The following is a 19,902-nucleotide window of genomic DNA, read 5'->3' on the forward strand; positions in this document are numbered from 1 at the left end:
TCAGGCGAACACCTGCAGGCTCTGCGGCGGCAGCGACACCCAGATGTCCGCACTGCCCAGGCGCGGCATCTGCTCCGGGGCCAGCTCGGCCAGCAGCGCGTGGCCGGGCAGCTCGCGCAGCTCGAAGCTCATGCGGCAGCGGTTGCCGAGGAAGGTGATCTCACGGACCTGGGCGCGGAACAGGTTCTCCTGGTGCACCATCGGGTTGATGCCGATCGCCTCCGGGCGGCAGAACAGCCGCCCGCGCGTGGCATTGGCACGCTCGCCGTGCAGGCGCAGGCTCAGCCCGCCGACCCGCGCCAAACCATCGGCGCCACGTTCGAAGGGCAACCAGTTGCCCTGGCCGACGAACTCGGCGACGAAGGGCGTGGCCGGGGCGCCGTAGATCTCCTGGGCGCTGCCGTACTGCTCGACCTTGCCGTGGTTCATCACCGCGATGCGGTCGGCCATCAGCATGGCCTCGTCCTGGTTGTGGGTGACCATCAGGGTGGTGATGCCCAGGTTCTTCTGCAGTTGGCGCAGCTCGCCGCACAGGTGCTCGCGCACCCGGGCGTCCAGCGCCGACATGGGCTCGTCGAGCAGCAGCAGCGACGGCGCCGGGGCCAGCGCGCGGGCCATGGCCACGCGCTGCTGCTGGCCGCCGGAGAGCTGGCCGGGGTACTTCTTCTCGCTGCCGGCCAGGCCCACCAGTTCGAGCATCTCGGCCACGCGCCGGCGCGCTTCCTCGCGGCTGGCGCCGGTCAGGCCGTAGGCGACGTTCTGCTCGACGCTGAGGTTGGGGAACAGCGCGTAGGACTGGAACAGGATGCCGTAGTCGCGGGCCTGGGGCGGCAGGCGCGAGACGTCGCGCGCGCCGATGTGGATGGCGCCGCCGTCCTGGCGCTCCAGGCCGGCGATGCAGCGCAGCAGCGTGGTCTTGCCGCAGCCGGACGGACCGAGCAGGCAGACCAGCTCGCCGCCCTTGACGTCCAGCGACACGCCATCGAGGGCGGCGAACTGGCCGAAGCGCTTGTGCATGTCGCGCACCTGCAGTGGCGTGCCGGTGGGAAGGGAGTCGTGCATGGCGGAACCTCTTGCAGCTGGCCCGCGGCGAAAGACCACGGGGCTCGATGGAGGGCCATGCTAGGGAAGGAATGCGAAGGCTCTGTTGCGGTGGGCACAACTGTGCCGATAGCGGTATAGGCAGATTTGCGATGCCGAGGGGCTTTTCGTGGGGCGAATAACCGTTCGCGGTTATCCGCCGTTGGCCGGCACATCGGTGCCGGGCGTGGTTCCGCTCCCTCTCCCCAGCCCTCTCCCGCAAGCGGGAGAGGGAGCCGTCCGGAGCTGCCGGGAAATCCGGCGTCATCCTGAAAGCCAATCGCGGACGGAGTCCGCTCCTACGCTGCCCCACCCACGCCATTCCCCTGTAGGAGCGCGCCCTGCGCGCGATTCGCGGGCAGGGCCCGCTCCTACAATGGGGCGAGATGGGAGACGCGAATTTCGATCCAGTCACTCCCGCGAACGACGGAGCCCAGAAGACAGTTGCTCCTACGGTTCCAGGAAGCACGGTCGTAGGAGCGGATTCATCCGCGATTGCGCCGGCAAGGCCGGCGCGCATGGCATCGCGGGCGGAGCCCTACGAGATGGGCGCCAACCCTTCGGCGAACTCCCGCGCCAGGGCCAGGAAGGCGCTGGTCAGGCGCGCCTGGCGGCGTTCCTTCAGGCAGAACAGGTACTCGTCGATCAGCGGCGCGCCCTGCAGCTCCAGCACGCGCAGCTCGGGGTTATCCGGCACTTCCTGGCGGGCGATGATGCTCACCCCGAGGTTGCGGATCACCGCCTCGCGGATCGACTCGCGGCTGCCGATCTCCAGCATCGAGGCCGGCGCCACGCCGGATTCGCGCAACAGCTTCTCGGTCAGCTCGCGGGTGGTAGAGCCGGCCTCGCGCATCAGCAGGCAGTGGTTGCGCAGCTCGCCCAGGGCCACCGCGCGCTGCGCCGCCAGCGGATGGCTGCGGTGCACCGCCAGCACCAGCGGGTCGCGGCCGAGCACCAGGTGGATCAGCCGCGCGTCCTCCACCGGCTGCGACGAGGCCGCCAGGTCCACCCGGCATTCGTAGAGGGCCTCCAGCACCTGCTGCGAGTTGCCGATCTCCACCGACACCTCGATCTGCGGGTAGCGCTCGCGGAAGGCCTTGATCAGCCCAAGCACGTAGTAGGGAGAGGTGGCGCCGATGCGCAGGCTGCCCTGCATCTGCCCGCAGTTGCGCAGGAAGAACTCGATGTCCGCTTCCTGCTGCAGCAGCGCCTGGACCATGGGCAGCAGGCGCGCGCCTTCGTCGGTGAGGGTCAGGCGGCGGCCGCCGCGGTAGAACAGCTCTACGGCGTACTGGCCTTCCAGGCTGCGGATCTGCGTGGTCACCGTCGGCTGGCTGAGGCCGAGCTTCTTCGCCGCCTGGGTGATGCTGCCCAGGCGCGCCACCATGTAGAAGGCCTTGAGTTCGGCGCTCAGCATCGCTCGGGCTGCTCCGGGAAGGGGTGGCGTCCCCAACTGGATTCGAACCAGTATCTAGCCCTTAGGAGGGGCTTATTCTATCCCTTGAACTATGGGGACACGCCTGGGTCCGCGGCTGCCGCCGGGACCGGGTGGGCATGTTAACCAGCGTCGAGGCATTTGTCATGCCACGGCGTGGATTTCACACCAGCAGCGGAGGCCCGCATGAGCGAGCAGCACAATGTCCACACCCTGATCCCCGATTCGCCCTTCGCCACCTTCGAGGTGCGCGTCGCCAGCGCCGCCGATGCCGCCGCCCTGGCGCCCTTGCTGCAGCAGCTCGACGCGGACGAGCCGGCGCTGGACGTCGCCCTGCTCGCCCTGCGCCTGGAAACTCCGGAGCCCAGGCGCGTGGTCCTGGTCGCCGAGCGCGAGGGGCGCCTGCTGGGCACCTGCACCCTCAACCTGATCGAGCACCTCGCCCATGGCTTCGCCCGCTCCGCGGTCCTGGAAGACATGGTGGTGGACAACCGCGCCCGCGGCCAGGGCATCGGCCAGGCGCTGATCGGCAGGGCCGCGCAGCGGGCCCGCGAGTGGGGTTGCTACAAGCTGGCGCTGTCCAGCCACCTGGATCGCGAAGCCGCGCACCGCTTCTACGCCGCCATGGGCTTCGCCGCCCACGGCGTCAGCCTGGCGTTGCCGCTGCACTGACCGCGGCTTCGTCCACCAGCGCCAGCAGGCCACGCACGCAGGTGTCCAGGCTGCTGGAGTTGTCCAGCACCCGCAGCGGCGGCGCCAGGCCCGCGGCGAAGGCGGCATTGCGCGCCAGGCGCGCCTCGATCTGCGCCGGCGTTTCCCGCCCGCGGGCGACCAGGCGCTGGCGCAGCACCTCGGGGGCGACCTGCAGCAGCACCGCGAGCAGGCCGGGGTAGCGACGCCGCGCCTGCTCCAGGTGCCCGCGCGAACCGTTGACCAGCACCACGTGGCCGCGGGCCAGCCAGTCGTCGATCTGCCGCGGGATGCCATAGCACAGGCCGTTGGCCCGCCAGCTCATGGCGAAGGCGCCATTGCGCTCCAGGCGCTCGAAGACTTCGGGGGTCACCGCTTCGGCGTCCTCGCCGCGGGCCTCGGCGGAGCGGGTGATCACCCGCCGCACCACGTGCCCGCCCCGCCCGGCCAGCGGCGCCGCCGCGGCCTGGAGCAGGCTGTCCTTGCCCGAGCCCGAGGGGCCCATCAGATAGATCAACTTGCCGCTCATGCTCGTCTCTGCACCGCGCCACCCGGGGCGCGGACGCTGCGTATGATACCCGCGCGGCGGCGGCGCGGAAGGACGAAAGTTGCCGCCCCGGCCCTGCGCGACGGGCGAAGCTGTGCCATCATCCGCGCCCCCGTGAACCATTGCCCGTGCTGGTGGTCGGATGATGGCGCAATGGCAGCCGGGGGCCAGGGACTTGAGCTAATCTGAGGCAATAGGTCCCATGGGCCACGTGCCAATCGAAAGAAAGTATGCAGATCGACTCGCATTTCGGACGATTGGTGCTGGCATTTAGCCTCCATGCAACGCAGAATACGTCGCAGAATTGACGTCAAGTAATTGGTCGGCCACCTGATTACTGCCCTTGCGCTGAACGGCCAACGGATTTCGCTGTCATAGGGACTCGAACACAGACCCCTTGGCACCGTTTCCCTGACTTACAGGTTTAATGTATGCGCCCATTGAAACAGGCAACCCCAAGCTACTCCAGTCGCACCGCCGACAAGTTCGTCGTCCGTCTGCCCGAAGGCATGCGCGAGCGTATCGCCGAGGTCGCCCGCAATCACCACCGCAGCATGAACTCGGAAATCATCGCCCGCCTGGAGCAGAGCCTGCTGCAAGAGGGCGCCCTGCAGGACAACCTCGGCATCCGCCTGGACAGCCCCGAGCTGAGCCTGCACGAGCGCGAGCTGCTGCAGCGCTTCCGCCAGCTGACCCACCGCCAGCAGAATGCGCTGATCGCCCTGATCGCCCACGATGCGGAAATGGCCAGCAACGCCTGAGCCCAGCAGTACCGAAGAAGCCGGCCACGCGCCGGCTTTTTCATGCCCGCGAAACCTGCGCCCCTGAAACGCAAAAACCGCCCGAAGGCGGTTTCTCACGGCCACGGCGGGCCTACATCAGGAACAGCGTGGCAAGGCCGAGGAAGATGAAGAAGCCGCCGCTGTCGGTCATGGCGGTGATCATCACGCTGGAGCCCATGGCCGGGTCGCGGCCCAGGCGCAGCAGGGTCATGGGGATCATCACCCCGGCGAAGGCCGCCAGCAGCAGGTTGAGGGTCATGGCCGCGGTCATCACCACGCCCAGCTCCCAGTTGCCGTAGAGGTAGAAGGCCACGACGCCTATCACCCCGCCCCAGACCAGGCCGTTGACCAGCGCCACGCCCAGTTCCTTGCGCAGCAGGCGCGTGGCGTTGCTGGTCTGGATCTGGTCCAGGGCCATGGCGCGGACGATCATGGTGATGGTCTGGTTGCCCGAGTTGCCGCCGATGCCGGCGACGATCGGCATCAGCGCGGCCAGCGCCACCAGTTTTTCGATGGAGCCTTCGAACAGGCCGATCACCCGCGAGGCGACGAAGGCGGTGATCAGGTTGGTGGCCAGCCAGGTCCAGCGGTTGCGCACCGATTTCCACACCGAGGCGAAGATGTCTTCCTCCTCGCGCAGACCGGCCATGTTCAGCACTTCGGTCTCGCTTTCCTCGCGGATGAGGTCGACCATCTCGTCGATGGTCAGGCGGCCGATCAGCTTGCCGTTCTTGTCCACCACCGGAGCGGAGATCAGGTCGTAGCGCTCGAACGCCTGGGCGGCGTCGTAGCCGTCCTCGTCGGGCTGGAAGGTCACCGGGTCGGTGGCCATGACCTCGGCCACCTGCTTGTCCGGGTCGTTGACCAGCAGGCGCTTGATCGGCAGCACGCCCTTGAGCAGGCCGTCGTAGTCGACCACGAAGAGCTTGTCGGTATGCCCCGGCAGCTCCTTCAGGCGGCGCAGGTAGCGCAGCACCACTTCCAGGCTGACGTCGTCGCGGATGGTGACCATCTCGAAGTCCATCAGCGCGCCGACTTCGTCTTCCTCGTAGGACAACGCCGAGCGCACGCGCTCGCGCTGCTGCGCATCGAGGCTTTCCATCAGCTCGTGGACCACGTCGCGCGGCAGTTCCGGCGCGAGGTCGGCGAGTTCGTCGGCGTCCATTTCCTTGGCCGCGGCGAGGATCTCGTGATCGTCCATGTCGGCGATCAGCGTCTCGCGGACGGCGTCGGATACTTCCAGGAGGATGTCGCCGTCGCGCTCGGCCTTGACCAGCTGCCAGACCGTCAGGCGGTCGCCCAGCGGCAGCGATTCGAGGATGTGGGCGATGTCGGCGGGGTGCAGGTCATCGAGCTTGCGTTGCAGCTCGGCGAGGTTCTGCCGGTGCACCAGGTTCTCGACGAGGTCCTGGTGCTGGCCTTCCTGGCGGTGCGCCAGGTCTTCGACCAGCTTGTGCTTGTTCAGCAGCTCGACCACCTGGTTCAGGCGGTCCTGCAGGCTTTCCTGCGGCTTCTTGGCTTCTACTTCGGTCATAGCACGCTCCACCCCCAGCGGCGGAGCGCGCACGGGGGCTCAAAACATCAGGTCGTGTTGAGGCAATCGGGGTTCTGGGTAACTACTGGGTAAGTCCATGGTGGTGTGCCCACGCGCCCATGTCGGGCAGATAGGGGAAATGATAACACTCCGCAGCCTGTTCAGCGTTACAAAATAGCGGCTAGAACAATCGCTTGCGGCACAAAGTTGAGGGTGACTTCACTCGCTATCACTGACGCCGGAAAAAGCTGTCGAGACACCCGGAAATTTCGCGAAGGCCAGGCGGGATAGGCTGCATGCAGCCCTGTCACGGAGGATCGGAAATGCGCCTGCCGCCCCTGCACTGCCTGCTCCCGCTGCTCGCCCTCATGGCAATGGACAGCCCTGCCGCCACGCTGTTCCGCTGCGAGGCCGCCGATGGCCGTATCGGCTTCCACCAGCATGGCTGCCCGCCGGGCCAGGCGCAAAGCCGGCAGCGGGCGCACAACCCGACGCCGGGCAGCGGCAAGCCGGTGCCCCTCGCCCGCCAGGAACCGGCGCGCCGGCAGGCGGCCCCGGGTGGCGGCGGGACGGTAGTGGTCGGCGAGCGCGAGGACGGCTGCGGCAACCAGCTCGACGACCGGGAAAGGCGCACCGCGATCCTGCAGAAGCGCATCCGCACCGGCATGACCCGCGCGGACGTGGAAAGCGCCTTCGGCCGCCCGGACCGCGTCAGCCAGCTGGACGAGCGGCAGCGCTACCACTACGACGCCAGGCCCGGCCAGGGCAGGCGCACGGTGACCTTCGACGAGTTCGGCTGCGTGCAGGGCAAGGCGGCGCGCCAGCGGCGCTGAGCCTGAGCCCGGGCCTGAAAAATCGGGGGCAAAGAAAAAGGGCCTGCATTGCTGCAGGCCCTTTCGGTAGATGGCGCACTCAGGAGGATTCGAACCTCCGACCGCTCGGTTCGTAGCCGAGTACTCTATCCAGCTGAGCTATGAGTGCGCTGGTTGGTGCAGTTTAGCCAGGTTCACCAACTGGTGCAGCACCTTGGGCCGAGGCCTTTCGTCGCTGCTGGCGTCCGCTTTCGCGTACCGCCTGTGTAGTGGCGCACTCAGGAGGATTCGAACCTCCGACCGCTCGGTTCGTAGCCGAGTACTCTATCCAGCTGAGCTATGAGTGCGCTGGTTGGTGCAGTTTAGCCAGGTTCACCAACTGGTGCAGCACCTTGGGCCGAGGCCTTTCGTCGCTGCTGGCGTCCGCTTTCGCGTACCGCCTGTGTAGTGGCGCACTCAGGAGGATTCGAACCTCCGACCGCTCGGTTCGTAGCCGAGTACTCTATCCAGCTGAGCTATGAGTGCGCTGATGGGGCGCAGATTCTAGTCCTAACTTTCAGACGTGTCAAACAGATTTTTCAATCTTTTCAGTAGCTTAGCTACCTGACGCGTCATTCGCACCAGAATGTGCAAATGGCGGAGAGGGGGGGATTCGAACCCCCGACACCCTTTTGAGGTGTACTCCCTTAGCAGGGGAGCGCCTTCGGCCACTCGGCCACCTCTCCGCAACACGGGGCGCATGATATCCATGTTTTCCCCGTTTGCAAAGGAATTTTTTTAGAAAAATTAATGGTTTGGTTCTTGGTCTTTCTCTTTCTGGATGCGCTGGTAGATCTCTTCGCGGTGGACAGCGACTTCCTTCGGCGCATTCACGCCAATGCGCACCTGATTTCCCTTGACGCCCAGTACGGTCACAGTGACGTCATCACCAACCATCAGGGTCTCTCCGACCCGGCGAGTCAGAATCAGCATTCCTTTCTCCTTTCGTGTTTCGGATAAGCAGTCTGCAAAAAAGAAATGGCGGCAGAGCCACTGAAAATCAAGTGTGTGCTCCTTCACCCAAGTATTGACCAGTCCACGCGGAATGAAAGTTCCGATGGCCCGGTCAAAAACGACAAAAGGCGCGGGATGAGCCGCGCCTTTTGCATGATGCCGTCTTACTCGCCCTGGCGGGCTGGGGCATCCAGCTCGAAGGCGGTGTGCAGGGCACGTACCGCGAGCTCCAGGTATTTTTCCTCGATGACCACCGACACCTTGATTTCCGAGGTGGAGATCATCTGGATGTTGATGCTCTCCTTGGCCAGCGCCTCGAACATGCGGCTGGCGACGCCGGCGTGGGAACGCATGCCGACGCCGACGATGGAGACCTTGGCGATGTTGGTATCGCCGGTGGCTTCGCGCGCGCCGATGTTGGCGGCGGTCTGCTTGAGGATTTCCAGGGCCGCCAGGTAGTCGTTGCGGTGCACGGTGAAGGTGAAGTCGGTGGTGTTATCGTGCGAGACGTTCTGCACGATCATGTCGACTTCGATGTTCGCGGCACTGATCGGCCCGAGGATCTTGAAGGCCACCCCGGGGGTATCCGGTACGCCACGGATGGTCAGCTTGGCTTCGTCGCGGTTGAAGGCGATGCCGGAGATGATCGGCTGTTCCATGGATTCCTCTTCATCAAGGGTAATGAGGGTGCCCGGACCCTCCTGGAAGCTGTGCAGCACGCGCAGCGGAACATTGTACTTGCCGGCGAACTCCACCGAGCGGATCTGCAGCACCTTGGAGCCGAGGCTGGCCATTTCCAGCATTTCCTCGAAGGTGATCTTGTCCAGTCGGCGGGCCTGCGGCACTACGCGCGGGTCGGTGGTGTAGACGCCATCGACGTCGGTATAGATCTGGCACTCGTCGGCCTTCAGCGCCGCGGCCAGGGCCACGCCGGTGGTGTCGGAGCCGCCGCGGCCGAGGGTGGTGATGTTGCCGTGCTCGTCCACGCCCTGGAAACCGGCGACCACGACCACGCGGCCGGCCTTGAGGTCGCTGCGGATGTTGGCGTCGTCGATGCTCAGGATACGCGCCTTGGTGTGGGCGCTGTCGGTCAGGATGCGCACCTGGTTGCCGGTGTAGGAAACCGCCGACACACCGCGCTTGATCAGGGCCATGCTCAGCAGGGCGATGGTGACCTGCTCGCCGGTGGAGACCATGACGTCCAGTTCGCGCGGAACCGGCTGCTCCATGACCTGCTTGGCCAGGCCGATCAGGCGGTTGGTTTCGCCGCTCATGGCGGAGACCACCACCACGATGTCATGCCCCGCCTCGCGGAACTTCTTCACCTTCTCGGCCACCTGCTCGATACGCTCGACGGTGCCGACGGAGGTCCCTCCAAACTTCTGTACGATCAAAGCCATTTCAAAAGCCGCCTGATTCCTGAAGGGCGCCCATTAGACAGGCATCGCTGCCCCTTGCCAAGGCCCGCCGGGCGCGCCGCGGGCCTGGCCTTGCCGGTGCTTACCGGCCCTGTTCGACGAAGGCCTTGGCCAGGGCCAGGGCCTCGTCCAGCTTGCCGGCGTCGGTGCCGCCGCCCTGGGCCATGTCCGGGCGACCGCCGCCCTTGCCGCCCACGGCCGCCGCGGCCTGCTTCATCAGGTCGCCGGCCTTGAGCCTGGCGCTGAGGTCCTGGGTCACCCCGGCCACCAGCACCACTTTTTCCTCGAGCACGCCGCCGAGCAGGATCACGCCGCTGCCCAGCTTGTTCTTCAACTGGTCGACCAGCGCCAGCAGCGCCTTGCCGTCCAGGCCGTCGAGGCGCGCGGCCAGCACTTTCACCCCGGCCACGTCCACGGCGGAACCGGCCAGGTCGTCACCGGCGGCGCTGGCGGCCTTGGCCTTGAGCTGCTCCAGTTCCTTCTCCAGCTGGCGGTTGCGCTCGAGCAGGCCGGAGAGCTTGTCCAGCAGGTTGTCGCGGCTGCCCTTGACCAGGCCGGCGGCTTCCTTGAGCTGCTCTTCGGCGCCGTTCAGGTAGGCCAGCGCGGCCGCGCCGGTCACCGCCTCGATGCGGCGCACGCCGGCGGCCACGCCGCCTTCGCTGGTGATCTTGAACAGGCCGATGTCGCCGGTGCGGCCGACGTGGGTGCCGCCGCACAGCTCGACGGAGAAGCCGCCGCCCATGGTCAGCACGCGCACCTGGTCGCCGTACTTCTCGCCGAACAGCGCCATGGCGCCCTTGGCCTTGGCGGTTTCGATGTCGGTCTCTTCGGTCTCAACTTCGCTGTTGGCGCGGATTTCGCGGTTGACGATGTCTTCCAACTGCTTCAGCTGCTCGGACTTGATGGCCTCGAAGTGGCTGAAGTCGAAGCGCAGGCGCTGGCTGTCGACCAGCGAGCCTTTCTGCTGCACGTGATCGCCCAGTACCTGGCGCAGCGCGGCGTGCAGCAGGTGGGTGGCCGAGTGGTTCAGCGCGGTGGCCTGGCGCACCGAGGCGTCGACCTCGGCCTTGACCGCGGCGCCGACGCTCAGGCTGCCCTGGGCGACGATGCCGTGGTGCAGGTGGGCGCCGCCGGCCTTGGTGGTGTCGCGCACGTCGAAGCGCACGCCGGCGCCGGACAGGGTGCCGCAGTCGCCGACCTGGCCACCGGATTCGGCGTAGAACGGCGTCTGGTCGAGGACGACCACGCCCTCCTCGCCTTCGTTGAGTTTCTCGACGGCCTTGCCGTCCTTGAACAGCGCGATGATCTGGCCGGCGCCGGAAACGCCCTGGTAGCCGAGGAAGCGGGTGTCGCCGTCGACCTTCACCAGACTGTTGTAGTCCATGCCGAAGGCACTGGCCGAACGGGCGCGCTCGCGCTGGGCCTCCATCTCGCGCTCGAAGCCTTCCTCGTCGAGGGTCAGGCTGCGCTCGCGGGCGATGTCGTTGGTCAGGTCCACCGGGAAGCCGTAGGTGTCGTACAGCTTGAACACCACGTTGCCGGGGATGACGCTGCCTTTCAGTTCGCTCAGGTCCTGCTCGAGGATTTTCAGGCCCTGCTCCAGGGTCTTGGCGAACTGTTCTTCCTCGGTCTTGAGCACGCGCTCGATGTGCGCCTGCTGCTGCTTCAGCTCGGGGAAGGCCTCGCCCATCTCGCCAACCAGCGCGGCGACGATCTTGTGGAAGAAGCTGCCCTTGGCGCCCAGCTTGTTGCCGTGGCGGCAGGCGCGGCGGATGATGCGGCGCAGCACGTAGCCGCGGCCCTCGTTGGACGGCAGCACGCCGTCGGCGATGAGGAAGCTGCAGGAACGAATGTGGTCGGCGACCACCTTCAGCGACGGCGCGTCGTCATTGGCGCAGCCGATGGCCTCGGCGGAGGCTTTCAGCAGGCTCTGGAACAGGTCGATCTCGTAGTTCGAGTGGACGTGCTGCAGCACCGCGCTGATGCGCTCCAGGCCCATGCCGGTGTCCACGCTCGGCGCCGGCAGCGGGTGCATCACGCCGTCCGCGGTGCGGTTGAACTGCATGAACACGTTGTTCCAGATCTCGATGTAGCGGTCGCCGTCCTCTTCCGGGGAACCGGGCGGGCCGCCCCAGATGTCGGCGCCGTGGTCGTAGAAGATCTCGGTGCAGGGGCCGCAGGGGCCGGTGTCGCCCATCGCCCAGAAGTTGTCGGAGGCGTAGGGAGCGCCCTTGTTGTCGCCGATGCGCACCATGCGCTCGGCCGGCACGCCGACTTCTTTGGTCCAGATGTCGTAGGCCTCGTCATCGCTGGCGTAGACGGTGACCCAGAGCTTTTCCTTGGGCAGGTTCAGCCACTTGTCCGAGGTCAGGAATTCCCAGGCGTAGTGGATGGCGTCGCGCTTGAAGTAGTCGCCGAAGCTGAAGTTGCCCAGCATTTCGAAGAAGGTGTGGTGGCGCGCGGTGTAGCCGACGTTTTCCAGGTCGTTGTGCTTGCCACCGGCGCGCACGCATTTCTGGCTGGTGGTGGCGCGGGTGTAGGCGCGTTTCTCCAGGCCCAGGAAGCAGTCCTTGAACTGGTTCATGCCGGCGTTGGTGAACAGCAGGGTCGGGTCGTTCGCCGGAATCAGCGAACTCGACGCTACGCGGGTATGCCCCTTCTCTTCGAAGAAGCGGAGGAAGGCTTCACGGATTTCAGCGCTTTTCATAGGTTCTTCCACGGAAAAATGCGGCCACGAATCGCCGGCAAAGGGCCGCATTATATCGGCCCTGCGTACCGGGTACAGTGTGTTTGTACGATAGATGGCAGCTATTGTGCTTCCATCCTAGTCAGTCGCGACGAAAGGCGGCGAAAGCCTCGACGATACGGGGAATGTCCGCCGTTTTCACGTCCAGGTGGGTGACCAGGCGCAGGCGCGGGGCGGCGCTGACGCGGATGCCGCGCCCGCCGAGGAAGCCGCGCAGGGCTTCGGCGCGCTCGCCAATGCCGACGTAGACCATGTTGGTCTGCACCGGCTCGACGGCGTAGCCCAGCTCCGCCAGGCCGCGGCCGAGGGTCTCGGCATTGGCGTGGTCCTCGGCCAGGCGCTCTACCTGGTGGTCCAGCGCATACAGCCCGGCCGCGGCCAGGCCGCCGGCCTGGCGCATGCCGCCGCCGACCATCTTGCGCAGGCGCCGGGCCCTGCCGATCAGCTCGGCGCTGCCGCACAGCACCGAGCCCACCGGCGCGCCCAGCCCCTTGGACAGGCACACCGAGACGGAATCGAAGTGGCGGGTAATCTCGCCGGCGTCCACGCCCAGCTTCACCGCCGCGTTGTACAGGCGCGCGCCGTCCAGGTGCAGGCCCAGGCCGCGGCGACGGGTCAGCTCGCGGGCGGCGGCCAGGTAGGCCAGCGGCAGGACCTTGCCCTGCATGGTGTTCTCCAGGGCCAGCAGGCGGGTACGGGCGAAGTGGAAGTCGTCCTGCTTGATGGCCGCCTCGACCTTGCCCAGGTCCAGCGAACCGTCGGCCTCACCCTCGATGGGCTGCGGCTGGATCGAACCCAGCACCGCGGCGCCGCCGCCCTCGTATTTATAGGTGTGGGCCTGCTGGCCGACGATGTACTCGTCGCCGCGGCCGCAGTGGGCCATCAGCCCGAGCAGGTTGCTCATGGTGCCGGTGGGCACGAAGAGCGCGGCGGCGAAGCCCAGGCGCTCGGCCAGGATGGCCTCCAGGCGGTTGACGGTGGGGTCCTCGCCATAGACGTCGTCGCCCAGCTCGGCCCGGGCCATGGCCTCGCGCATCCCGGCACTGGGCAGGGTGACGGTGTCGCTGCGAAGGTCGATGACGGACATGGCGGGGCTCCTGGAAAGCGGGGAAAGAGCCCGATGCTATGCGCTTGCCAGCCCCGGAACAAGGACGGCTGTTCGTAGGGCGGATAACCGTTCGCGGTTATCCGCCGTTGGCCGGAACGCCGGTGCCCGTCGGCCGCGGCGGATAACGCCGTAGGCGTTATGCGCCCTACGGGTTGGAAAGAGGCGGCGCAGCCTGCAAGACAGTTGCTCCTACATCCGTGCCGCCCTGGAACCGTAGGACTCTGTCCGCGAATCGCGCGCAGGGCGCGCTCCTGCAGGTAGGGCCAGAGGTGGGCATGGGGCCGGAGCGGCGCCGTGGTTCAGAGCTTGGTGGGCACCACGAGGATGCCCGCGCGCAGGCCGTTTCTCACCCGCGGGTTGGGGAAGATGATGCGGGCGCCCTTCTCTTCGACGATCCAGCGGGTGCCGCCGATGTCCTCGGCGAGCAGGTAGCCGTGGTCCAGCTCGGTGAAGTTGTCCACGGCGTCGTCCAGGTGCAGGCGGAAGTGGTCGCTGTGCTTGATCACCTCGCGGGAAACGGCGAACAGTTGCAGGCCGTCCAGGCCGCCCTCCCCGGCCGGCGCCTCGGTGCCGTCGACCAGCACCTGCAGCAGCCCCTCCAGGCGGCCCAGGTTGACCACCTGGTTCTGCCCGAAGGGCCGTGCCTTGCCCAGTTCCAGGGTGAAGGCCTCGGCACCCAGGCGGCTATAGGTGTAGGAGCTGAAGGTGATGCCGGTCTTGCTCTGCAGCAGCACCGCGTCGATGCCGGCGCTACGCAGCCGGGCCAGTTCCGTGCGGGAATGCTCGCGCCCCTCGCTCCAGGGGTAGAGGGCGAACTGTTCGATCTTCGAGCCGCGGATGGCCGTGTGCAGGTCGTAGTGCAGGCGCTGGCGGCCGTCGCGGGCGAAGAAGGCCGCGGCCAGGCGCTCCAGCTCGGCGGCGCGCAGGGCCTCGCTGCCGCTGCCGTCCTCGTGGCGGCCGCAGAACAGGCGGTTGATGTCCTGCTCCAGGTAGCGTTCGCCGCGGCGCATGGCCTCCGGGTTGCCGAGCAGGAACAGCAGGCGCGCCGCCGGCTTCAGCTCGCTGCGGGCGATGCGCTGGACCAGGCGGTCGAGCAGCTCGATGGGCGCCGTCTCGTTGCCGTGGATGCCAGCCGAGAGCAGCAGGTCCAGGCCGTTGTCGCGGCCGCTGGCGGGGGTCACCTCGAGGGCGCCCTCGGCCAGCCAGTGCAGGCGCGTGCCGTCGGCGGTGAGCTGGATCTTCTCGGTCGGCTCGCGACCGACGAGGGTCAGGTCGAGCAGCTTGCCCAGTGCTAGCATGCGCGGGTCTCCCGGTTGGCCGCCGGCACCTGCGGGCGGCGGCCCCTGCGATCAGTGATGGTCACATCCACAGTCTGGACCATGTTCGTGGACTTCGGCGGCCTCCAGCTCCAGGCTCAGGCTGAGCTGGTTGACCGCCTGCGGGCGGACCACCAGCAGCGGCACCTCGGTGTCCTCCTCGAAGGACTCGGCGTAGATCAGCAGGCCGCCCTTGCCGTCGGCCTCCAGCCACAGCTCGCGGCCTTCCAGGCGGATGGCCAGGCGGGCGCTGTGGGTCTCGCGGCGGGCGCCGGTGGCGTCTTCGAGGATCAGCGGAAGGCTTTCGGTGGTCATGATGTTCAACTCATCTGGAAGGGGTAGACGGAGCCCAGTTTAAGGATCCGGCTCAGTTCATCCAATGCCGTCCGGCATTCCACCAGCAGTTGCGGGTCGGCCAGGTCGGCTTCGGACAGGCGGTCGCGGTAGTGCTTGTCGACCCAGGCCACCAGGGTGTCGTACAGCGCCGGGGTCATGACCACGCCCGGGTTCACCGCGGCCAGCTCGGCCTCGTTGAGCGCCACGCGCAGGCGCAGGCAGGCCGGGCCGCCGCCATTCTGCATGCTCTGCTTGAGGTCGAAGACCTTCACCTCATGGATCGGCCCGCCCTCGGCGGTCAGGCGCGACAGGTAGCGCCACACGCGCTCGTTCTGCCGGCACTCTTCCGGGACGATCAGCAGCATGCTGCCGTCGGCGCGGCTGAGCAACTGGCTGTTGAACAGGTAGGAACGCACCGCGTCCTCCACCGCGACCTGGTCGGCGGGCACCCGCACCGCCTGGAAGCGGCCGCCGCGGCGGGCCAGCTTGGCGTCCAGCTCGGCCAGCACCCTGTCGGTGTCGAGGAAGGCGTCCTGGTGGTAGAACAGCACCTCGCCGTTGCCCACCGAGATCACGTCGTTGTGGAACACGCCCTGGTCGATCACCGCCGGGTTCTGCTGGGCGTAGACCACGCCCTCCTCGCCCAGGCCGTGCAGGCGGGCCACCGCCTGGCAGGCTTCCAGGGTCTGCCGCGCCGGGTAGCGCGCAGGCTGAGGGAAGCGGCTGTCGAAGGCGCTGCGGCCGAACACGAAGAACTCCACGCCGGCCTCCCCGTAGCCCTTGCAGAAGCGCGTGTGGTTGGCCGCGCCTTCGTCGCCGAACTGCGCCACCGCCGGCAACGCCGGGTGGTGGGCGAAGTGCTTCTCGTCGCGGAACATGGCGCCGAGGATACGGCTGGTGACCGGGTGCTCGATGGAGCGGTGGAACTTGCAGTTGAGGTTGGCGGCGGTGAAATGCACGCGGCCATCGGCGGTGTCGGCGCTGGGGCTGACGGTGGCGGCGTTGGCCGTCCACATGCACGAGGCCGAGCTGACCGCGGCGAGCAGCGGCATGGCTTCCCTGGCCGCCTTGGCGATCACCTCGGCGTCACTGCCGCTGAAGCCGAGGGCCCGCAGCGAGGCCACGGCCGGGCGTTCCTGCGGGGCCAGCACGCCCTGCTTGAAGCCCATGTCCATCAGCGCCTTCATCTTCGCCAGGCCCTGCTTGGCGGCTTCCTTCGGGTTGGACGCCACCTGGCTGTTGCTCTGCGAGGCGACGTTGCCGTAGGACAGGCCACCGTAGTTGTGCGTCGGGCCGACAAGACCGTCGAAGTTCATTTCATGGGCGGTCATCACAGGCTCACTCCCGGAGTCAGGGTTGCAGGCAGGGCAAGGCTTTCGCTTTCCAGCGAGGCCACCGGATAGGCGCAGTAGTCGGCGGCGTAGTAGGCGCTGGGACGGTGGTTGCCGGAGGCGCCGATGCCGCCGAAGGGTGCGCTGCTGGCGGCGCCGGTCAGTTGCTTGTTCCAGTTGACGATGCCGGCGCGGCTCTCCAGCAGGAAGCCCTCGAAGCGCTCGCGGGAGTCCGACAGCAGGCCGGCGGCCAGGCCGTACTGGGTGGCGTTGGCCTCGCGCACGGCCTCGTCGAAACCGGCGTAGCGGATGACCTGCAGCAACGGGCCGAAGAATTCCTCGTCCGGGCGCTCGCTCACGGCGGTCACGTCGAGGATGCCGGGGGTCAGCAGGGCCGCGCCCTCCAGCGGCTGGGACATGGCCAGCAGGGCCACGGCGCCATTGGCCAGCAGGTGTTCCTGGGCCTTGAGCAGGTGCTCGGCGGCGGCCAGGGAGATCACCGAGCCCATGAACGGCGCCGGCTGTTCGTCGAAGCGGCCGACCTTGATGCTCGCGCTCACCGCCACCAGGCGCTCCAGCAGGGCGTCGCCCCAGGCACCGGCGGGCACCAGCAGGCGCCGCGCGCAGGTGCAGCGCTGGCCGGCGGAGATGAAGGCGGACTGGATGATGGTGTAGACCGCGGCGTCCACGTCCCGCACTTCATCGACGATCAGCGGATTGTTGCCGCCCATCTCCAGCGCCAGGATCTTCTGCGGCTGGCCGCCGAACTGGCTGTGCAGCAGGTTGCCGGTGCGGCTGGAGCCGGTGAAGAACAGGCCGTCGATGCCCGCATGGCCGGCCAGGGCCACGCCGGTGTCGCGGGCGCCCTGCACCAGGTTGAGCACGCCCGCCGGCAGGCCGGCGTCGATCCAGGCGCGCAGGGTCAGTTCGGCGACTTTCGGGGTCAGCTCGCTGGGCTTGAAGATCACCGCGTTGCCGGCCAGCAGCGCCGGCACTATATGGCCGTTGGGCAGGTGGCCGGGGAAGTTGTAGGGGCCGAACACCGCGACCACCCCGTGGGGCTTGTGGCGCAGCACGGCAGTGGCGTCGGCCAGCGGGCCGCTCTTGGTGCCGGTGCGCTCGCGGTACGCCTGGACCGAGATGGCCACCTTGTTGACCATGCTGGTGACCTCGGTGGTGGCTTCCCACAGCGGCTTGCCGGTCTCCTCGCCGATCGCCCGGGCCAGCTCGTCGCCGCGCGCCTTGAGGGCGGCGGCGAAGGCTTCCAGCACGGCGATGCGGTCCTCCAGCGGGCGCCGCGCCCAGGCCGGGAAGGCGGCACGGGCGGCGGCCACGGCGGCGCCGACCTGCGCAGCGTTGGCGGCGCGACCGCTCCAGACCACGGCCTGGCTGACCGGGTCGAGGGATTCCAGGGCGTCGCCCTCGCCCGCCTGCCACTGGCCGGCGATGTAGTGGGTAGTCATCTCTTGTTCTCCTCCGATCCGCGCGGGATCAGCGTTTTCCGGCGGACAGCGGCACCGCGCGCACCGAGGCGCCGGCGGACAGGCGCAGGCGCTTGGCGGTCTGCGCGTCGACCACCAGGGAGCCGGCGGCGACCCGCGCCGGGGCCGCGGCGATGCGGCACTCCTCGCGCTTGCGGTTGTGGATCAGGTAGGGCTCGGCGTCATCGCCCGGCGTGCCGATGGCCAGCACCAGGGCCTGGCTGTCGGCGATGGCGCGGATCTTCTCGGTCGGCGCCTCGATGGCCGGGCCCGCGTCGAAGATGTCGACGTAGCCCTGGTAGCTGAAGCCCTCGGCCTTGAGCATGGCCAGCGCCGGTTCGGTGTCCGGGTGCACGCGGCCGATCACGTTGCGCGCCTCTTCCGAGAGGAAGCAGGTGTACAGCGGGAATTTCGGCATCAGTTCGGCGATGAAGGCCTTGTTGCCAACGCCGGTCAGGTAGTCCGCCTGGCTGAATTCCATCTTGAAGAAGTGCCGGCCCAGGCTTTCCCAGAACGGCGAGCGGCCCTCGGCGTCGGACATGCCGCGCATCTCGGCGATCACCTTGTCGCCGAACAGCTCGCGGAACTCGGCGATGAACAGGAAGCGCGCCTTGGACAGCAGGCGGCCGTTGAGGCCCGTGCGGTGGTCGGCATGCAGGAACAGCGAGCACAGCTCGGACTGCCCGGTGAGGTCGTTGGCCAGGAACAGCGTGGGGATCTCGCGATGGATGCCCAGTTCCTGGGAGGCGCTGACGGTGAGGCCGACACGGTAGTTGTACCAGGGCTCGCGCAGGCCGACGGCGCCGGCCACGGCGGAGATGCCGACGACCTTGCCGGCGTCGTCCTCGAGGACGAACAGGTAGTCGGCGTCGGCGCGCTCGGCTTCGCCGCGGAAGGCCTTCTCGGCCCAGCCGACGCGGTGCGACAGGCGCTGCTCGTTGGCCGGCAGCGTGGTCAGCCCGGTGCCGGTGCTGCGCGCCAGTTCGATGAGGGCCGGCAGGTCGGCGCTGGTGACAGGACGAACGATCATATTCACTCCGTTTCGGCTTCAGGCCGCAGGCTCCAGGCCACCGGCGAAAGCTTCCGTTTGGGCCCGCAGCCTGCCGCTTGCAGCCTGCAGCCCATGACTCACACCGCCACCAGGCGGACGCTGGCACCTTCGCCGATGCCCAGGGCCTCGGCGGCCTCGGCGCCGAGGGTCACCGGCTTGCCGGGCACCCAGTCCAGCTCGGCGACCAGCGCACGGTAGTCCTGCAGCAGTCCGTTGGTGACCAGGTAGCTGCGGGTGGCCTTGGGCACCTCGCCGATGCGCACCGGCACCAGGCGGCTCTGGGCGATGGAGCGGATGCCCGAGGTGCGCGCGTGCAGGGTCGGGCCGCCATCGAAGATGTCGATGTAGTTGTCGGTCTCGAAGCCTTCGCGCATCAGGATGTCGAAGGTGATCTGCGCCCGCGGGTGCACCTGGCCCATGGCCTCCTGCGCCTCGTCCGGCAGCAGCGGCACGTAGATCGGGTAGTGCGGCATCAACTCGGCGAGGAAGGTGCGGCTCTTCAGCCCGGAGAGCTTCTCGGCCTCGCTGTAGTTGAGGTCGAAGAAGTTGCGCCCGACGGCGTTCCAGAACGGCGACTCGCCCTGCTCGTCGCTGTAGCCGACGATCTCGGTGACCACGGCGTCGGCGAAGCGCTCCGGGTGGCTGGCCATGAACAGCAGGCGGCCGCGGGAGTTGAGCTCGGCGATGGGGGTGTTCACCAGCTCGCGCCGCACGTAGAAGCTGGTCAGCAGGCTGTTGCCGGTGAGGTCGTGGCACAGCGAGAGGACGTGGATCTTGTTGTGGATCTTCAGCTCGCGCGAGGCGTGCACGAAGGTCTCGTTGCGGAAGCTGTAGAAGGGCTCGGAGAAGCCGGCCGAAGCGACGATGGCCGAGCAGCCGACCAGTTGCCCGGTCTGAGTGTCCTCGAGGACGAAGAAGTAGCTTTCCTCGCCGTTGTAGCTGACTTCGGCGGCGAACGACGCTTCCGAGGCCAGGATCTTTTCCTTCAGCCTTTCCGCGTCGTCCGGCAGCGACGTGACGCCGACCGGGCTGTCCGCGGCGAGACGCTGCACCTGCTGCAGGTCGGCCACTTGGGCGGGGCGCATCACCAGCATGGCGTCACTCCTCTAACCAGACAAAACCACATGAACTTTCCCCGTCGCGTCGCAGGCACGGGACAGCCTGCGCCAACGCATTCGGGGCCTGCGAAGAACGGCCGGGCGCACCCGGCCGGGTCGAACCGGCGCCGGCGGAATGGCCGGC

Annotated in this window: 17 protein-coding genes and 5 tRNA genes; 3 read left to right on the top strand and 19 right to left on the bottom strand. The window is 67.7% G+C overall.

Annotated features, from left to right (window positions below):
- The 3 genes from VV867_RS06170 to VV867_RS06180 all read right to left on the bottom strand — a co-directional run bounded on the left by VV867_RS06170 (nt 1) and on the right by VV867_RS06180 (nt 2,596).
- On the bottom strand, nt 1–1,062 hold the full coding sequence (locus tag VV867_RS06170; RefSeq protein WP_328565871.1) for a putative 2-aminoethylphosphonate ABC transporter ATP-binding protein: 1,062 nt from the start codon (nt 1,060–1,062) through the stop codon (nt 1–3).
- Between the two features lie 556 nt (nt 1,063–1,618).
- Nucleotides 1,619–2,497, bottom strand: a complete 879-nt coding sequence (locus VV867_RS06175) for a LysR substrate-binding domain-containing protein (protein ID WP_328565872.1) — start codon at nt 2,495–2,497, stop codon at nt 1,619–1,621.
- A gap of 24 nt (nt 2,498–2,521) precedes the next feature.
- A tRNA-Arg gene (locus VV867_RS06180) sits at nt 2,522–2,596 on the bottom strand.
- Nucleotides 2,597–2,701: 105 nt separating this feature from the next.
- Here VV867_RS06180 and VV867_RS06185 point away from each other — a divergent pair.
- Nucleotides 2,702–3,187, top strand: a complete 486-nt coding sequence (locus VV867_RS06185) for a GNAT family N-acetyltransferase (protein WP_328565873.1) — start codon at nt 2,702–2,704, stop codon at nt 3,185–3,187.
- Here the strand turns inward: VV867_RS06185 and phnN are convergent.
- Nucleotides 3,162–3,734 (bottom strand): phosphonate metabolism protein/1,5-bisphosphokinase (PRPP-forming) PhnN, encoded by a 573-nt coding sequence (phnN, locus tag VV867_RS06190; protein ID WP_328565874.1) that lies wholly within the window; start codon nt 3,732–3,734, stop codon nt 3,162–3,164. The genes VV867_RS06185 and phnN overlap by 26 nt on opposite strands.
- A 449-nt stretch (nt 3,735–4,183) precedes the next feature.
- On the opposite strand from phnN, the gene amrZ reads away from it, so the two are divergent.
- Nucleotides 4,184–4,513: a transcriptional regulator AmrZ gene (gene amrZ / locus VV867_RS06195; RefSeq protein ID WP_009620783.1), complete on the top strand. Its 330-nt coding sequence runs from the start codon at nt 4,184–4,186 to the stop codon at nt 4,511–4,513.
- 112 nt (nt 4,514–4,625) lie between these two features.
- On the opposite strand, the gene mgtE is transcribed toward amrZ, so the two are convergent.
- Entirely contained in the window at nt 4,626–6,068 is a 1,443-nt protein-coding gene (gene mgtE / locus VV867_RS06200) for a magnesium transporter (RefSeq protein WP_328565875.1), read from the bottom strand.
- Nucleotides 6,069–6,391: 323 nt separating this feature from the next.
- Here mgtE and bamE point away from each other — a divergent pair, with 323 nt between their 5' ends.
- Nucleotides 6,392–6,901, top strand: coding sequence for an outer membrane protein assembly factor BamE domain-containing protein (gene bamE, locus VV867_RS06205; protein WP_328565876.1), 510 nt, complete (start codon nt 6,392–6,394; stop codon nt 6,899–6,901).
- A 71-nt stretch (nt 6,902–6,972) separates the two neighbouring features.
- Here the strand turns inward: bamE and VV867_RS06210 are convergent.
- The 14 genes from VV867_RS06210 to aruF all read right to left on the bottom strand — a co-directional run bounded on the left by VV867_RS06210 (nt 6,973) and on the right by aruF (nt 19,754).
- Nucleotides 6,973–7,049 (bottom strand) — tRNA-Arg (locus tag VV867_RS06210).
- 101 nt (nt 7,050–7,150) lie between these two features.
- Nucleotides 7,151–7,227, bottom strand: a tRNA-Arg gene (locus VV867_RS06215).
- 101 nt (nt 7,228–7,328) lie between these two features.
- Nucleotides 7,329–7,405: transfer RNA gene (locus VV867_RS06220), tRNA-Arg, on the bottom strand.
- Between the two features lie 109 nt (nt 7,406–7,514).
- Nucleotides 7,515–7,605, bottom strand: a tRNA-Ser gene (locus VV867_RS06225).
- A gap of 61 nt (nt 7,606–7,666) precedes the next feature.
- Nucleotides 7,667–7,852: a carbon storage regulator CsrA gene (gene csrA, locus VV867_RS06230; protein ID WP_003085981.1), complete on the bottom strand. Its 186-nt coding sequence runs from the start codon at nt 7,850–7,852 to the stop codon at nt 7,667–7,669.
- 185 nt (nt 7,853–8,037) lie between these two features.
- Complete coding sequence (locus tag VV867_RS06235; protein WP_089391823.1) at nt 8,038–9,273, bottom strand: aspartate kinase; 1,236 nt, start codon at nt 9,271–9,273, stop codon at nt 8,038–8,040.
- 100 nt (nt 9,274–9,373) lie between these two features.
- Entirely contained in the window at nt 9,374–11,998 is a 2,625-nt protein-coding gene (alaS, locus tag VV867_RS06240; protein ID WP_328565877.1) for an alanine--tRNA ligase, read from the bottom strand.
- Between the two features lie 121 nt (nt 11,999–12,119).
- The gene (gene ltaE / locus VV867_RS06245) at nt 12,120–13,124 is read right to left on the bottom strand and encodes a low-specificity L-threonine aldolase (RefSeq protein ID WP_109931941.1); all 1,005 of its coding nucleotides are present in this window, start codon (nt 13,122–13,124) and stop codon (nt 12,120–12,122) included.
- 320 nt (nt 13,125–13,444) lie between these two features.
- The gene (astE, locus tag VV867_RS06250; protein WP_328565878.1) at nt 13,445–14,443 is read right to left on the bottom strand and encodes a succinylglutamate desuccinylase; all 999 of its coding nucleotides are present in this window, start codon (nt 14,441–14,443) and stop codon (nt 13,445–13,447) included.
- 51 nt (nt 14,444–14,494) lie between these two features.
- Nucleotides 14,495–14,776 carry a GTPase gene (locus VV867_RS06255; RefSeq protein WP_275627340.1) on the bottom strand — a complete coding sequence of 94 codons (282 nt, stop codon included), beginning with the start codon at nt 14,774–14,776 and terminating at the stop codon, nt 14,495–14,497.
- Nucleotides 14,777–14,781: 5 nt separating this feature from the next.
- Nucleotides 14,782–16,128, bottom strand: coding sequence for an N-succinylarginine dihydrolase (astB, locus tag VV867_RS06260; protein ID WP_328565879.1), 1,347 nt, complete (start codon nt 16,126–16,128; stop codon nt 14,782–14,784).
- Nucleotides 16,128–17,591: a succinylglutamate-semialdehyde dehydrogenase gene (gene astD / locus VV867_RS06265; RefSeq protein ID WP_328565880.1), complete on the bottom strand. Its 1,464-nt coding sequence runs from the start codon at nt 17,589–17,591 to the stop codon at nt 16,128–16,130. Before astD ends, astB begins: the two co-directional genes overlap by 1 nt.
- A 28-nt stretch (nt 17,592–17,619) precedes the next feature.
- Nucleotides 17,620–18,639: an arginine N-succinyltransferase gene (gene astA, locus VV867_RS06270; protein WP_328565881.1), complete on the bottom strand. Its 1,020-nt coding sequence runs from the start codon at nt 18,637–18,639 to the stop codon at nt 17,620–17,622.
- Between the two features lie 98 nt (nt 18,640–18,737).
- The gene (gene aruF / locus VV867_RS06275) at nt 18,738–19,754 is read right to left on the bottom strand and encodes an arginine/ornithine succinyltransferase subunit alpha (RefSeq protein ID WP_328565882.1); all 1,017 of its coding nucleotides are present in this window, start codon (nt 19,752–19,754) and stop codon (nt 18,738–18,740) included.
- Nucleotides 19,755–19,902: the final 148 nt, after the last annotated feature.

The organism is Pseudomonas sp. JH-2 (assembly GCF_036231725.1).
Taxonomy (GTDB): Bacteria; Pseudomonadota; Gammaproteobacteria; order Pseudomonadales; family Pseudomonadaceae; genus Pseudomonas; species Pseudomonas delhiensis.